Annotated in this window: 13 protein-coding genes; 8 read left to right on the top strand and 5 right to left on the bottom strand. The window is 69.0% G+C overall.

The features are described from left to right. Positions 1–164: 164 nt before the first annotated feature. From IEY95_RS31440 to IEY95_RS31455, 4 genes are all read right to left on the bottom strand, one after another. Positions 165–656, bottom strand: a complete 492-nt coding sequence (locus IEY95_RS31440; RefSeq protein ID WP_189189556.1) for a peptidylprolyl isomerase — start codon at positions 654–656, stop codon at positions 165–167. 184 nt (positions 657–840) lie between these two features. Continuing rightward, on the bottom strand, positions 841–2,376 hold the full coding sequence (locus IEY95_RS31445; RefSeq protein WP_189189557.1) for a carboxylesterase/lipase family protein: 1,536 nt from the start codon (positions 2,374–2,376) through the stop codon (positions 841–843). A gap of 167 nt (positions 2,377–2,543) precedes the next feature. Beyond that, positions 2,544–2,777: a hypothetical protein gene (locus IEY95_RS31450; RefSeq protein WP_189189742.1), complete on the bottom strand. Its 234-nt coding sequence runs from the start codon at positions 2,775–2,777 to the stop codon at positions 2,544–2,546. 207 nt (positions 2,778–2,984) lie between these two features. Continuing rightward, complete coding sequence (locus IEY95_RS31455) at positions 2,985–3,893, bottom strand: SMP-30/gluconolactonase/LRE family protein (RefSeq protein ID WP_189189558.1); 909 nt, start codon at positions 3,891–3,893, stop codon at positions 2,985–2,987. 76 nt (positions 3,894–3,969) lie between these two features. Here IEY95_RS31455 and IEY95_RS31460 point away from each other — a divergent pair, with 76 nt between their 5' ends. Both IEY95_RS31460 and IEY95_RS31465 read left to right on the top strand, forming a co-directional pair. Then, positions 3,970–4,416, top strand: a complete 447-nt coding sequence (locus IEY95_RS31460) for an Lrp/AsnC family transcriptional regulator (RefSeq protein WP_189189559.1) — start codon at positions 3,970–3,972, stop codon at positions 4,414–4,416. Between the two features lie 25 nt (positions 4,417–4,441). Next, on the top strand, positions 4,442–4,999 hold the full coding sequence (locus IEY95_RS31465; RefSeq protein ID WP_189189560.1) for a molybdopterin cofactor-binding domain-containing protein: 558 nt from the start codon (positions 4,442–4,444) through the stop codon (positions 4,997–4,999). Between the two features lie 174 nt (positions 5,000–5,173). Here IEY95_RS31465 and IEY95_RS31470 read toward each other — a convergent pair whose 3' ends face one another. Then, entirely contained in the window at positions 5,174–6,586 is a 1,413-nt protein-coding gene (locus IEY95_RS31470) for an alpha/beta hydrolase family protein (RefSeq protein ID WP_189189561.1), read from the bottom strand. A gap of 248 nt (positions 6,587–6,834) precedes the next feature. Here IEY95_RS31470 and IEY95_RS31475 point away from each other — a divergent pair, with 248 nt between their 5' ends. The 6 genes from IEY95_RS31475 to IEY95_RS31500 all read left to right on the top strand — a co-directional run bounded on the left by IEY95_RS31475 (position 6,835) and on the right by IEY95_RS31500 (position 13,496). Continuing rightward, on the top strand, positions 6,835–7,476 hold the full coding sequence (locus IEY95_RS31475) for a class I SAM-dependent methyltransferase (RefSeq protein WP_189189562.1): 642 nt from the start codon (positions 6,835–6,837) through the stop codon (positions 7,474–7,476). Positions 7,477–7,817: 341 nt separating this feature from the next. Further along, a complete protein-coding gene (locus tag IEY95_RS31480; protein ID WP_189189563.1) occupies positions 7,818–8,369 on the top strand; it encodes a YciI family protein in 552 nt (183 codons plus the stop codon). 372 nt (positions 8,370–8,741) lie between these two features. Continuing rightward, positions 8,742–9,908 (top strand): acyl-CoA dehydrogenase family protein, encoded by a 1,167-nt coding sequence (locus IEY95_RS31485; protein ID WP_189189730.1) that lies wholly within the window; start codon positions 8,742–8,744, stop codon positions 9,906–9,908. Further along, positions 9,905–10,102 (top strand): type 2 periplasmic-binding domain-containing protein, encoded by a 198-nt coding sequence (locus IEY95_RS31490; protein WP_189189564.1) that lies wholly within the window; start codon positions 9,905–9,907, stop codon positions 10,100–10,102. The genes IEY95_RS31485 and IEY95_RS31490 overlap by 4 nt, the downstream gene beginning before the upstream one ends. Before the next feature lie 171 nt (positions 10,103–10,273). Next, positions 10,274–11,200: an SGNH/GDSL hydrolase family protein gene (locus tag IEY95_RS31495; RefSeq protein ID WP_189189565.1), complete on the top strand. Its 927-nt coding sequence runs from the start codon at positions 10,274–10,276 to the stop codon at positions 11,198–11,200. A gap of 406 nt (positions 11,201–11,606) precedes the next feature. Next, positions 11,607–13,496 carry a propionyl-CoA synthetase gene (locus tag IEY95_RS31500; protein WP_189189566.1) on the top strand — a complete coding sequence of 630 codons (1,890 nt, stop codon included), beginning with the start codon at positions 11,607–11,609 and terminating at the stop codon, positions 13,494–13,496. Positions 13,497–13,680: the final 184 nt, after the last annotated feature.

Consider the following 13,680-nt stretch of genomic DNA (forward strand, 5'->3'; position numbering starts at 1 on the left):
GTCCCTGTCGCGACCACCCGCGGCGCCGAGGCATCCGGCACATCTCCCCGCAGGGGACCGGCAGTCGGCCTGTCCGCCTGTGCACAGGCTCAAGCGGACACGCCTTCCGCCGTCGACGAGGGCTGTTTGAGTCGGCCAACCGACTCAAACAGCAGTCAGACCAGTCAGACAGTGCCGCAGTCGGAGATGACGATCTTCTTGGCGGTAGCGCCGTTACGGCTGCCGAGCGCCTCGATCGCCTTCACTACGTCCATGCCTTCGACGACCTCGCCGAAGACGACGTGCTTGCCGTCCAGCCAGTCGGTGACGATGGTGGTGACGAAGAACTGCGAGCCGTTGGTGTTCGGGCCCGCGTTGGCCATGGACAGCAGTCCCGGCTTGGTGTGCTTGAGCTTGAAGTTCTCGTCGGCGAACTTCTCGCCGTAGATGCTCTTGCCGCCCGTGCCGTTCTGGTTGGTGAAGTCGCCGCCCTGGAGCATGAAGTCCGGGATGACGCGGTGGAACGGCGAGCCCTTGTAGCCGAAGCCGTGCTCGCCGGTGGCCAGCTCACGGAAGTTCTGCGCGGTCTTCGGGACGACGTCGTCGAAGAGTTTGAACTCGATACGACCGATCGGCTCGCCGTCGGCAGTCACCTCGAAAAAGACGTTCTGGCTCATTGCTCCGCTCCTCTGGACTCGAATGGTTGCACCCGAGCATATGAGGCCGAGGCCCTCGGCGCGTGACCCGGGGCGATCATGCGTCGTCCGGCGTGGGACCCAGGAGCTGCTGCAGCTGGGCCACGACCCGGTCGGGGTCGTGTCGCCTCCGGCTCACGCAGCTGTCGATCCGGGCCGGTTGACGCTACTGGCCGAGCAGCGGCAGTACGGGAAAAATGTGGTCCTGCCAGATCAGGCGGGAGGCTTCCTCCGGGTAGGCGGTGACAGCCGGCCGGCTGTCGAAGAGCTGCACGAGGCGTTGCTCGGTGTCGTACGCGGGCCAGCCGGGGTCGCCGTGGGTGGCGAACGCCGTCCATGCGGCGCGCATGCTGGTGGAAAGCGCCTCTGCCTCCGGGGACGGGCCTTCGCCGATCAGCATGGCAGGCTGGCCGCGGTCCAGATTGCCGAAAACGAGCGGTACGTCGAGGCCGTGGCAGGCGCCGAGGGCGCCGCCCATGCCCGGGGCGGGCCAGGTCAACTCGTAGACGTGGGCACGGCCGCCGGCGACGGTCTGGGCCTGTGCGAGGTGGAGGCTCGGCATACGGAACAGCCAGTCGGACTGGACCAGTTCGTGCAGCTCGTCCGGGCTCGCGGCCGGAAAGCCGTCGCGGTAACGGCGTGCGCCGTCTCGGCCGGGGCCGAAGACATGCAGCGCGGTCGCCGCCTGTTCCTGTGTCACCTGGCCGAGCAGGCCGTCGAGCGCGGTGAGCAGGCGCTGTTCGTCGCGGGTGTGGCCGACGAGGAGCTCGATGTCCCGCCCGGCGCCGTCGGCCAGGGCCTGCCATGGGGTGACCGGCAGTATCTCCCCTTCGACGACCGGCGAGAACGGGATCGACCGGTGCGCGACCGGACCCCAGCGTTCGGCCCACTCGGCCATCCTGCCGCCGACCGCATCACCGGCGGCGGACAACCGTGCCGGGGCCACTGTGGACAGGTCGGCCGCCGTGGGCCTCAGTCCCAGCTCGGCGGCGCAGGCGGTGGCGATGTCGGCGGCGAGCGCCGGCGAGAAGAACGTGCCCGGCACGCTCTGCGCGACGGCCCGGGAGAAGAGCCCGGCCGCACGCTTCATCGCCAGCAGCGCCGCGACCGATCCGGCGCCTGCCGACTGGCCGAAGACCGTGACGCGGTCGGGGTCGCCGCCGAAGGCCCGGATGTTGTCACGCACCCACTCGAGAGCGGCGACCTGGTCAAGCAGACCCCGGTTGGCCGGCGCCCCCTCGATCTGCCCGAAACCCTCAAGTCCCACACGGTAGTTGAACGTCACCACGACGACACCGCTACGCGCCAGGCGGCCGCCGTCGTACTCGGGAAGACCCGACATGCCGATCGTGTAAGCGCCGCCCTGAATCCACACCATCACCGGCAGCCCTCCGCCCGGGCCCGGCTCGGGCGACCAGACGTTGACCGTCAGCCAGTCGTCGCCCACCGCGTCCTGCGAGCGCGCGTCCATGCCGAAATGGCCGCCTTGAGGGGGTGGCGGTCCGTACGACACCGCCGCCCTCACCCCGTCCCATCCCCGTACCGGCCGCGGCGCGGCGAAACGCAGCGAGCCGACCGGCGGCTCGGCGAACGGGATGCCACGGAAGACCGCCACACCCGCCTCCCGGCTGCCGCGTAGCGCCCCGGCCGCGGCACGGACCTCGGGCTGGGACCCGGACGGCTCGGACGCGACAACGGTCATCGCAACTCCCTCTCTGGACAGGTGGAGCGCGATCACATGGGTTCGAGTCGGCCCGGACCCTCCGGATCATCCCGCTGCATCAGGATGCGCGCCAGCCATTTATGGACGGCCCGGACTCGTGGGACAGGGCACCGCCGACCAGAACCCCGATCACCAGGGTCGACACCCTACTGTGGTCCGACGTCGACCACGAGAACATCCACATCGACGAAGTGAGCGGCCCGGAGGCGCCGCGGCCCAAGGTCGACCTCGTAGTGCAACTGCTCTGCGAGGGCGGCATGTTGAAGGTCATCCGCTTCCACTGCCTTGTCAATGGTGGCTGCCAGGATCGTCGACCGGACCCGGTCGGTGCCGGCGAGCAGCCAGGCGAAGCCGCCCGCGTGCCGCCAGCCGTCGCTCACCGCCAGAAACGTCCGGCACGAGGGCGGCAACCGGTGCCCGAGCCGCTGCCGGCCCCCGCGCCCGGGCGAGGGCTACGCGACCCTCCGCGCGGTGCGGCAGCGGCCGTAGAGGCCCTGCCGCACCACACGGCGGTGGTCGCTCCGTCTCCCCGCGGACATCGTCACCGCCACAGCCCAGACACTTCTCCGCCTCCACCGGGCCGAGGCCTAGAGGCGCGGCGCCCCGGTCACCGACATCACCAGCGAGTACAGGGAGGTGGTGGCCGTGATGAACAGGCGGTTGTTCTTCGGGCCGCCGAAGGCGATGTTGGAGACGGGCTCGGGCACGCGCAGTCGGCCGATGAGGGTGCCGTCGGGGTCGTAGCAGTGGACGCCGTCGTCCAGGGCGGCGGCCCACAGGCGGCCCTCGTCGTCGAAGCGGATGTTGTCGAAGTGGACGTCGCCCCGGCCCTCGGCGAAGACCTTCCCGTCGGAGAGTGTGCCGTCCTCGCGGATGTCGAACATGTGGATCCGCGCGCTCCGCGAGTCGGAGACGTACAGCCGCATCTCGTCGGCGGACAGGATGACGCCGTTGGGTCCCGCGAACCCGTCGGCGGCGAGGTGCACGTCCCCCGTAGCGGGGTCGATCCGGTACACGTTGCACGCGCCGATCTCGGAGTCGGCGCGATGGCCCTCGTAGTCGCTGGTGATGCCGAAGTCCGGGTCGGAGAACCAGATCGTGCCGTCGGAGCGTACGACGGAGTCGTTCGGGCTGTTGAGCCGCTTTCCGGCGTACTGGTCGGCGAGGACGGTCACGGTCCCGTCGGGCTCGGTGCGGGTGACGCGACGGTTGCCCTGCTCGCAGGTGACCAGGCGGCCCTGCCGGTCGAGGGTGTTGCCGTTGCTGTGGCCTGCTGGGGTACGGAAGACACCGACCGTGCCGGTGGCCTCGTCCCAGCGCAGGATGCGGTCGTTCGGGATGTCGCTCCAGATCAACTGGCGCCAGGCGGGGAGATACAGCGGGCCCTCGGCCCAGCGGCAGCCGCCGTAGAGGACCTCCAGCCTGCTGTCGCCGTTCGCACAGCGTCCGGTGCGGAAGCGGTCGTCCAGGATCTCGTACAGGCCGTCGGCGGACATGGTGTCCTCTCAGAAGGATTGACCAGAATGCGATTCAACGTAGCACGCATATGCCCGAACCAAGTATGGTCATCGCGTGAAACCAGTAGATGACATCGACCGTCAGCTGATCGCGCTGCTCCAGCGGGACGCCACCCAGTCGTACGCCGCACTGGGCAAGGCGGTCGGCCTGTCGGCGGGTGCCGCGCACGAGCGCGTGCGCAAGCTGCGCGAGCAGGGGATCATCCGGGCCACGACGGTCGACGTCGACCCCGCGGCGCTCGACCGCGGCGTCCTCGCCTTCGTGCTGGTCGACTCGACGGCCTGGATGGGCGACCGGGCCGATGACTTCGCCGCCGTGCCGGAGATCCAGGAGGCGCACGTCATCGCGGGCAGCGCGGCCGTCCTGGTCAAGGTGCGCACCGCGACCACCGAGCGGCTCCAGGACGTGTTGCGCCGTCTGTACGCGATCGACGGGGTCAGCGGGACGCAGGCAACGGTGGTTCTGGAGACCTTCTTCGAAAGGCCGTTGGACGCCGGTTAAGTCTCGGTCAGGCCGTGTCTCTTGGATGAGACCGACTCGGAGGGGCGGCCGCGCCGAGGCGTACGCCGACATCCTCAGCCGGTACGGGCTGGCGGAGCTGACGGCGAACGGCTACAGCAAACCCCGGTCACAGGACGAGCTGGGAATGGCCCTGGCGGGTCCCTTCGGCGCCAAGTTCGTGGAGGTACGCGTCGATGCCGAGCTGGGACTCGTACGCATCGCCCGGATCGTGTCCGTGATCGACGGCGGCCGCAACCTCAACGAGAAGACCGCCCGGAGCCAGATCGTCGGCGGGACCGTCGGCGGTATCGGCATGGCACTCTTCGAGGACACCATCACCGACGCCCGCAGCGGGCGGATCACCAACGGCACCTTCGGCGACTACCTCATCCCCGTCAATGCCGACGTGCCTGACATGGATGTGGTGTTCGTGGGCGACCGCGGCCGAGGTAGCCCCATCGGCACCAAGGGGATCGGCGAGGTCGGCCTGGTCGGTATCGCCGCCGCCGTGACCAACGCCGTGCACCACGCCACGGGAAAGCGCATCCGCTCACTTCCCGTCACCCTCGACGCACTGTTGTGACGTCCCCAGCGGTCGGGGCCGGGGTCATGTCTGTCCCGTCAGGGACACCGTTGGCGAATTCGGCAGTGGTTGTGCGACGAGGGGCGTTCGGTCCAGTTCCAGCCCCCGGCGCGAGGAGCCGGTCCGAACGGTGCGCGGCATGGTCGAGCGGCGACAAGTAGGTCACCGCAGAAGTCAGCGGCCCCTCAGCTTCTCCTGCAGCCAGTCGAAGACGACCTCGCAGTGCTGCTGCGGGGCCATCGGAGAGCAGTGCAGCTGCGCGCCGGTGGCCCTGGTGAGCTTCACGTAGTCCTTGGGAGCCGTCAGCTTGTCGAACATCTGACGCGGCTGGCCGGGATAGAACTGCTCGTCGTCGTAGTCGAGGACCAGCGTGGGCATCTTGATGCGGCCCACGACGTTCGTGATGTCCAGCGACTGGATGAGTGTGGCGGGGGTGTAGAAGTCGGTGAACATCTTGCCCGCGCGGGCGTCGAGCATCGCCGGCACGGAGAAGGGCTCGAAGCGCTTCTTCAACGTCGCAGCCGCGGACGGAGGCAACTGGGGCACGACCTCCTTGTTCCAGATGTTGTTGGTCTTCGCCTTGTCCGGGGTGAGGATCTCCCGGATCTCAGGGGGAAAGCCCAGCCAGGGCATGAGCACTCCGGGCATCGCCACCAGAGCGGCGATCCTGTTCTCGAAGGCCGCGGCCCGGGGCGCCAGGTCTCCGGCCATGCTCAGCCCGGTCAGGGCGATCTTGCCCGTGTCCACGTCCGAGCGGGCGGCCAGCCAGTCGACGAGCGGCGTGACCACGGTCTCCCATCGCGGTGTGAAGACCACCTGGTTCACGAAGAGCAGCTGTCCCTGGCCGGGCCCGTCATAGACGAGTGCATTCCAGCCGCGCTCCAAAGCGGCCGAGACGCCGTAGGTCCACATGTCGACGTTCTGTCCGTCGCTGCCGTTGGTGAGGATCACGGTGGGGCGCCGCTCGGCGGAGTCGTCCGGTCGGAAGAACCACACCGGCAGCGGGGTCTTCCCGTACGGGATGTCGGCCTTCACCGGTGCCGGGTCGGACAGCTCGCAGAACTTGTCCCAGGCGCCGCGTCCGGCCTTGTACAGCTGTTCTTCGCTGCCGGGGTCGTCGGTGCCGAGGACGAAGAACAGCGCCTGGCCGTAGTACTGGGCGGCCCGCAGCGCACGGAAGCGTGTGGTCTGCGTACCGGGCTTGCTGCCCTGGGGCGCCCCCATCAGTTGATCGCCGAGTTTCCTGAAGGTCTCGGTGTACGTCTGCGCGGAGAGGCCGGCCTTGTTGATCGCGTTCACCGCGGTGAGCACCTCGCCCACCTCTGCGGCGCCGTAGCCGGACGCGCCGAGCGCGAGGAGCCCGTTGAAGTTGAAGGCCGAGTCCTTGAAGAGGGTCATCACCCCGGGCGTGGGACCGTCCGCCGGGGCGGAGGCCGAGGCCGTGCGGCCGGGGGTGGACGCCGATGCGGGCGACGCGTCCGACGGGGTGCACCCGGCGGCCAGCATGGCCCCGGCCCCGCCGACGAACCCGGCTAGAGCGGTGCGGCGGGTGGGGCCGGATGCGCGATCACTCGATACGTATGTCACGCCAGCCGAACGTACGAGCCGCGCCTCCCGGCCCTTTTCCGCGACACCCGCCGTTCCCTCGAATGGCGCACCGCTCAGTCCTTGGGCGGGACTTCCCATGGTGATGGACCGGCTCGACCCCGAAGGGCCCTACGAGTGTGGCTTGGGCCCTGTACTACGTTGGAGCTGGAGCTGGAGCTGGAGCTGGAGCTGGAGCTGGAGCTGGAGCTGGAGCTGGAGCTGGACTCCGAGCCGGGAAGGGGACCGTCATGCGACAGGGCAGCGACGCGGACGAGCGGACCCGCCGGATTTGGGAGCGCGAGGCGCCACGCTACGACAGCTGGATGCGCCGCTTCGACCGGTACATGCTCCGCGACGGCCGTTCGTGGGTGTGTTCCCAGGCTCGCGGCCGCGTTCTGGAGGTCGCCGTCGGCACCGGCCTGAACCTCCCCTTCTATCCCAACGGCACCGACGTGACCGGCGTGGACCTGTCCTCGGCCATGCTGGACCGCGCCCGCACCCGGGCGGACGAAGTGGGCCTGAAGGTTCCTCTCGTCGAGGCGCCGGCCACCCGACTGCCTTTCCCCGACGCCTCCTTCGACACCGTGGTGTGCGCCCTTGCCCTGTGCTGCATCCCCGACGACCGTACGGCCGTCGCCGAGATGCACCGCGTCCTCAAGCCCGGCGGCACGCTGCTCCTGATCGACCACGTCATCAGCCATCGCTTTGCCGTGCGACTGGTGCAGCGCCTGCTCGATCCGCTGATGGTCGCGTTCGCCGACGACCATCAGCTGCGCCGTCCGCTGCACCTCGTGCGCGAGGCCGGCTTCACTGTCGTCCGCCGCGACCGCTACAGCCTCGGCATGATCGAACGCCTCGCCGCCGTCAAGGACACCGCAACAGTCCTGTGAACCCGTCAGGACCGCCCGGCGGAACGGGCAAGCCGACAGCCGGCCCATGGGCAGGGAAGCACGCGCGGCGGGAGCACCACGCAGGATGACGGTCGCCGGGCGGCGGCGCACGGATCGGGCCTGAGCGTGCCGAATACTCCAATGGCGGCGGTGACCACGGCTGGTCACAGCCACTCGTTGAGGGCTGCGGCCGGCACGGTCGCCTCGTGACGGACGGGTTGTGACCGCGCCTGCGTGATGGCTACGCCGTCCGACGGAACGCGGCTCCGTTCGGAGCGTGCGGTCATCGTCTCCAAAAGCCAGTTGAGATGCTGCCGTACGTTGGGCAAAGGTCTGTGGTCATGGAGTTCTTCTGTTACCACCGTGATCGGGCCGGCTCCGTGGCGTTGCGCGACGAACTGCTGGAAGAGCACTGGTCCTACATGGACCAGTACGCGACGGAGATGATCGCGCGTGGCCCGACCTTCGCCGACGACGGCGATACGCCTACCGGTAGCGTGCACATCCTCGATCTGCCCGATCCCGCCGATGCCCGCGCGTTCGCCTTCGACGAGCCCAACTACCAGGCCGGCGTGTACCGGGACGTGCTGCTGCGTCGGTGGCGCAACGTGCTGGGGCGCACCATGTGGGATTTCCCCGGCGGCCGGACCGATGGCAACCGGTACCTGGTGCTCGGTCTCGGCACGGGGCAGGCTGTCGACCTCGTCGTGCCGCCCAACCGGGACGAGTTGATCGCGTTCGGACCGCTGCTGTCGGACGACGCCACCACCTGGCTGGGTACGGCGGTGCTGGTCCGGGCCCCAGACCCGGACAAGGCACGTGCCGTTCTGACCCCGGACCGGTATGCGGAGATAGAGGTCCACGACTGGCAGTTCGGCGGGCGGCCGTCATGAACCGGGGACGTGCCGTGCCGACGGCGCGCGGCCGTTGATCGCGGTGGGAGACGGCCCAGGCGCCGGCTTCCGCGCCCGCTGAGGCCTCTGGACTGACAGGACAACAGGTTGCCCCGCCGGTACTGGCTCGCGCCCCGCCGGTACTGGCTCGCGCCCCGCCGGTACCGGCTCGCGCCCCGCCAGTACTCGGCATTGACGAGTTCGCGTTCCGCAAGGGAGGGGATGGGAGCCGTCCCCGCATTCGGCGAGGGCACCGAGTCGATCCTCGCCGACCTGGGGTACGGCCGCATCGAGATCGACGGCCTGCGGGCCGACCATGTCATCCGAAGCCACCCCGCCACCCCTGAGCCCCCCAGCAAGGAGCGCCAGAGCATGAGCACCCTCGACGTCCTGTCCGAGGACGAGCAGTTCATCGTCAGTACGGTGCACGACTTCGTCGACAGGGACGTCAAGCCCGTCGTCCAGGAACTGGAGCACGCGAACACCTACCCCGAGGCCCTGATCGAGCACATGAAGCAGCTCGGCGTCTTCGGCCTCGCCATCCCCGAGGAGTACGGCGGCACCCCCGTCTCCGTTCCCTGCTATGTGCTGGTCACCGAGGAGCTGGCCCGCGGGTGGATGAGCCTGGCCGGGGCCATGGGCGGGCACAACGTGGTCGCCAAGTTGCTGCTGCACTTCGGTACCGAGGAGCAGAAGCGGCGCTATCTGCCGCGAATGGCCACCGGCGAGGTCCGCGCGACGATGGCACTGACCGAACCGGGCGGCGGCTCCGACCTGCAGGCGATGCACACGGTCGCCCGCCAGGACGCGGACGGTTATGTGGTCAACGGGACGAAGACGTGGATCACCAACTCCCGCCGTTCGCAACTGATCGCCCTGCTGTGCAAGACGGACACCGAGGCGAGCCCCGCGCACCAGGGCATCTCCATCCTCTTGGTCGAGCACGGCCCGGGGCTCACGGTCTCGCGTGACCTGCCCAAGCTCGGCTACAAGGGCGTGGAGAGCTGCGAGTTGTCCTTCGAGGACTACCGGGCGCCGGCGGACGCGGTGCTCGGCGGTGTCGAGGGCAAGGGGTTCGCACAGATGATGAGGGGCCTGGAGACCGGACGGCTCCAGGTCGCCGCCCGAGCCCTGGGCGTCGGCCGGGCCGCGTTCGAGGACGCCCTCGCCTACGCCCAGGAGCGCGAGTCGTTCGGCAAGCCGATCTGGCGGCACCAGTCCATCGGCAACTACCTCGCGGAGATGGCCACTTCACTCACCGCCGCCCGCCAGCTGACGCTCTACGCGGCCCGAGAGGCAGAGGCTGGGCGCCGGGTGGACATGGAGGCGGGTATGGCGAAGCTGTTCGCCTCGGAGACGGCCATGCAGATCGCCCTCAATGCCGTCCGTATTCATGGCGGTTACGGCTACTCCACCGAGTTCGACGTCGAACGCTACTTCCGGGACGCCCCGTTGATGATCGTAGGCGAGGGCACCAACGAGATTCAACGCAATGTGATCGCAAGCCAGCTTGTCAGGCGCGGAGGACTGGACGCGTGAATATCGGTGTGTGTGTGAAGCACGTGCCCACGAAAGTGACGGTACGCCAGAAGCAGCCCTCCATCGCCTACCGGTCCCTCGCAGACCGCTCCGACATCGTGGAGCTCTCCCTCGTCTCCCGCGACGGTGCGTACGAACCGTTGGTGCGGGAGTTCCTGCGCATCGCGGCAGCCGGGCCGCAGCCGGCGCCATGAGGGTCAGCCGGCCGGGGTGAAGGCGAGACCCGGACGAGCGGGAGACGACGGCTTCCTACCTCTGGTCGCAAGAACCAACTGGCCGGTATACAAGCCACGTCGGGCTTGCGCGGTCGGACCGGACCTGGCTCCGGCCCTGCAAGCCGCCACGGACTCAGGGGGAGGACCTCGATGAAGCAGCCTACGCATCCGGGCACCACGGCGCCCAGGCGCCGACGAGCGACCTCCATCGGTGCGGCGGTCGGCAGTTGTGCGCTGGTCGTCGCCTCCGTCGTTTCCGCGGCACCCGCCGCGGCGGACGGCGCAGGCCTCGGCCGCGGTTCGCGTTACGTGTCCCTGGGCGACTCCTACACCTCGGGGCCGGGGATCCCGCAGCAGGTGGACGCGAACTGCGCCCGCTCCGACCACAATTACCCCTCGCTGGTCGCGGCGGAGCGAAGAGCGACCGCGTTCAAGGACGTGAGCTGCGGTGGAGCCACCACGGAGCACATGTGGAAGCCGCAGGGCACGAACGGCCCGCAGCTGGACGCCCTGGGGCGTGACACCGACCTGGTGACCGTTCAGATCGGCGGCAACGACATCGGTTTCAGCTCCATCATCGGCACGTGCGCCCAGCTCTATGCCACGGATCCGACGGGAAACCCCTGCCAACGCCACTACAGCTCCTCCGGGGTCGACCAGTTGAGCCTCAACATCCTGGAAACGGCGCCGAAGGTCGCCAGTGTGCTCCGGGCCGTGCACGGCAGGGCACCGCACGCGCGCGTGCTCGTGGTCGGCTACCCGGATCTCCTGCCGGACGACGGCATTGGCTGCGCCCCCGCGGTGCCCTTCGCAGCCCAGGACTTTCCCTACCTGCGCGACACAGGCAAGCGCCTCAACCTGATGCTCCGCCTGGTGGCGCAGCTGAACCGGGCCGAGTACGTCGACACGTACGGGCCCACCCGCGGTCACGACATGTGCAAGGCGCCCGAGGACCGCTGGATCGAGCCCCTGCGGCCAACCTCCCCGGCGGCTCCGGCACACCCGAATGCCAAGGGCGAGGAAGCCATGGCGCGTGCTGTGCTGCAACGTCTGGGCGGCGGGCGCGGGCACAACTGACAGACGCCGCCATGGTCCTCGTTCCGGATCGGCTGACGTACCGGAGGCGAGGGTCCGCCGGGGGCCATGGCCGGGCTGACCAGTACTTCAACTGTGAAGAATAAAGAGTCGCAACGTGGACGGCGGCCGGGTCAGCCGGAAACGCGTGCCGTCATCCTTGCCGTCGCTCGGCGGCACTTCCTCGAGGACGGCCATCACGCTGTGACGTTGCGTTCGATCCGGGGCAGTGGGCTTGCCCAGCGGGCCCAGCAGCCGGCTGCGAAGGTGGGTCCAAGGGGGGCGGTGCACGGCCTCGCCGGACACGTGATCGACATGTGAGTAGGCTCGTCGAAGACGGCCACGACGTGCGCCGCCGCAGCAACCCGGACCCTCGATGCGGCACACGCGATGCGACGAAGGAGAGCCCATGGGAGCGTACGAGGATGTCTTCCGTGCCAGTGTCGAAACTCCGGAGCGCTTCTGGCTGACGGCGGCGGAAGCCATCGACTGGGATGTCGCTCCGTCTCGCGCCCTGGATTCCTCGGGTGCGCCGTTCTACCGCTGGTTTCCCGACGGGCGGCTCAACGTGTGCTTCAACGCGGTCGACCGGCACATCGAAGCCGGCCGGGGCGAGCAGCCCGCGCTCATCTACGACTCGCCTGTGACCGGCACCCGGCGCACCTACACCTACGCGCAGCTGAGGGACGAGGTGGCGGCCTTCGCCGGAGTGCTCGCGCAGCTTGGTGTGGGGCGCGGTGACCGGGTGGTGATCTACATGCCGATGGTTCCCGAGGCCGCGGTCGCGATGCTGGCCTGCGCACGGATCGGCGCGGTCCACTCGGTCGTCTTCGGTGGGTTCGCGCCGCACGAACTCGCGATCCGTATCGACGACGCCGCCCCGAAGGTGGTCGTCTCCGCCTCCTGCGGCATCGAGGGCAAGCGTGTCATCGCGTACAAGCCGATGCTGGAGCGGGCGATCGAGCTCGCCGTCCACAAGCCGGAAAAGTGTGTGATCCTGCAACGCCCGCAGGCGGTGGCCGAGTTGGGGCCCGGCGATCTCGACTGGGCCGAGGCGGTCGCTGTGGCGCCACCGGCCGACTGCGTTCCCGTCCCGGCGAATGATCCGCTGTACATCCTCTACACGTCCGGAACGACCGGGAAACCCAAGGGCGTTGTGCGGGACTGCGGCGGCTACGCGGTGGCCCTGCACTGGTCGATGGGAGCCGTCTACGACGTGGGCCCGGGCGAGACGATGTTCACCGGTTCCGATGTCGGCTGGGTCGTCGGGCATTCGTACATCGTCTACGGGCCGCTGCTGGTCGGCGCGACGACGGTCCTGTACGAGGGCAAGCCGGTCGGCACCCCGGACGCGGGCCAGTTCTGGCGCGTCGCCGACGAGTACCAGGTCAAGACCATTTTCACGGCACCCACGGCCTTCCGCGCCATCCGCAAAGAAGACCCGAAGGGGTCGCTCACCGCGGACTACGACCTCTCCCGGCTGCGCTACCTCTTCCTCGCCGGTGAGCGCCTCGACCCCGAGACGTATCACTGGGCGAGCGCGCTCCTGAACATCCCGGTGATCGACCACTGGTGGCAGACCGAGACCGGCTGGCCCATCGTCGCCAACCCGGTCGGTATCGAAGCCGCTCCCGTCAAACCCGGCTCCCCGACCCGTCCGCTGCCCGGCTGGGACGTCCGCGTCCTTGACCCCTCGGGCGAGCCGGTGCCCGCGGGCGTCGACGGCGCCATCGTCGTGAAGCTCCCCCTGCCGCCCGGTTCGCTCCCCACGCTCTGGAACGACGACGACCGCTACGTCGCCTCCTATCTCTCCGCCTACGACGGCTACTACCTCACCGGCGACGGCGGCCATATCGACGAAGAGGGCTACGTCTTCGTCATGGGCCGCACCGACGACGTCATCAACGTCGCCGGACACCGCCTGTCCACCGGCAGCATGGAAGAGGCCCTGGCCGCCCATCCCGACGTCGCCGAATGCGCCGTCATCGGCGTGGCGGACGCGCTGAAGGGACAGGTGCCGCGGGGCTTCGTCGTCCTGAAGGCGGGCACCGGCCGCGAACCGCACGAGGTCGAGGCCGAACTCGTCCAACTCGTACGTGAGCGCATCGGCGCTGTCGCCTCACTGAAGGACGTCGCGGTCGTGGCCGCCCTGCCCAAGACACGCTCGGGAAAGATCCTGCGCAAGACGATGCGCGGCATCGCCGACGGCCACGACGAACCCATCCCCTCCACAGTGGACGACCCCAGCGTCATCGAGACCCTGCGCCCCGTTCTCCGCCGCGCGGGCCACACCCGTTGAAGGCAGCCTGAGCCGTTACGGGGAGGGCGGCCTCGCCAGGACGTCCGGCTGTGTCGAGCTGCGGCGTGTCATGTGCGGCTCGCGCGGCAACCTCGCCTGTGACATCAGTCGATTCTTAGAGCAACCAATGGTTGCGCATGCTGGGGGAGTGCCCTAAAGTCATGTGCAACCAAAGGTTGCGAGA

This window comes from Streptomyces albiflavescens (genome assembly GCF_014645835.1).
Classification (GTDB): domain Bacteria; phylum Actinomycetota; class Actinomycetes; order Streptomycetales; family Streptomycetaceae; genus Streptomyces; species Streptomyces albiflavescens.

Coding starts and splice junctions, on each gene's coding strand:
- IEY95_RS31480 (WP_189189563.1), top strand. CDS start 7,818: ATGGAGTTCTTCTGTTACCACCGTGATCGGGCCGGCTCCGTGGCGTTG.
- IEY95_RS31455 (WP_189189558.1), bottom strand. CDS start 3,893: ATGTCCGCCGACGGCCTGTACGAGATCCTGGACGACCGCTTCCGCACC.
- IEY95_RS31500 (WP_189189566.1), top strand. CDS start 11,607: ATGGGAGCGTACGAGGATGTCTTCCGTGCCAGTGTCGAAACTCCGGAG.
- IEY95_RS31475 (WP_189189562.1), top strand. CDS start 6,835: ATGCGACAGGGCAGCGACGCGGACGAGCGGACCCGCCGGATTTGGGAG.
- IEY95_RS31485 (WP_189189730.1), top strand. CDS start 8,742: ATGAGCACCCTCGACGTCCTGTCCGAGGACGAGCAGTTCATCGTCAGT.
- IEY95_RS31440 (WP_189189556.1), bottom strand. CDS start 656: ATGAGCCAGAACGTCTTTTTCGAGGTGACTGCCGACGGCGAGCCGATC.
- IEY95_RS31445 (WP_189189557.1), bottom strand. CDS start 2,376: ATGACCGTTGTCGCGTCCGAGCCGTCCGGGTCCCAGCCCGAGGTCCGT.
- IEY95_RS31465 (WP_189189560.1), top strand. CDS start 4,442: ATGAGACCGACTCGGAGGGGCGGCCGCGCCGAGGCGTACGCCGACATC.
- IEY95_RS31495 (WP_189189565.1), top strand. CDS start 10,274: ATGAAGCAGCCTACGCATCCGGGCACCACGGCGCCCAGGCGCCGACGA.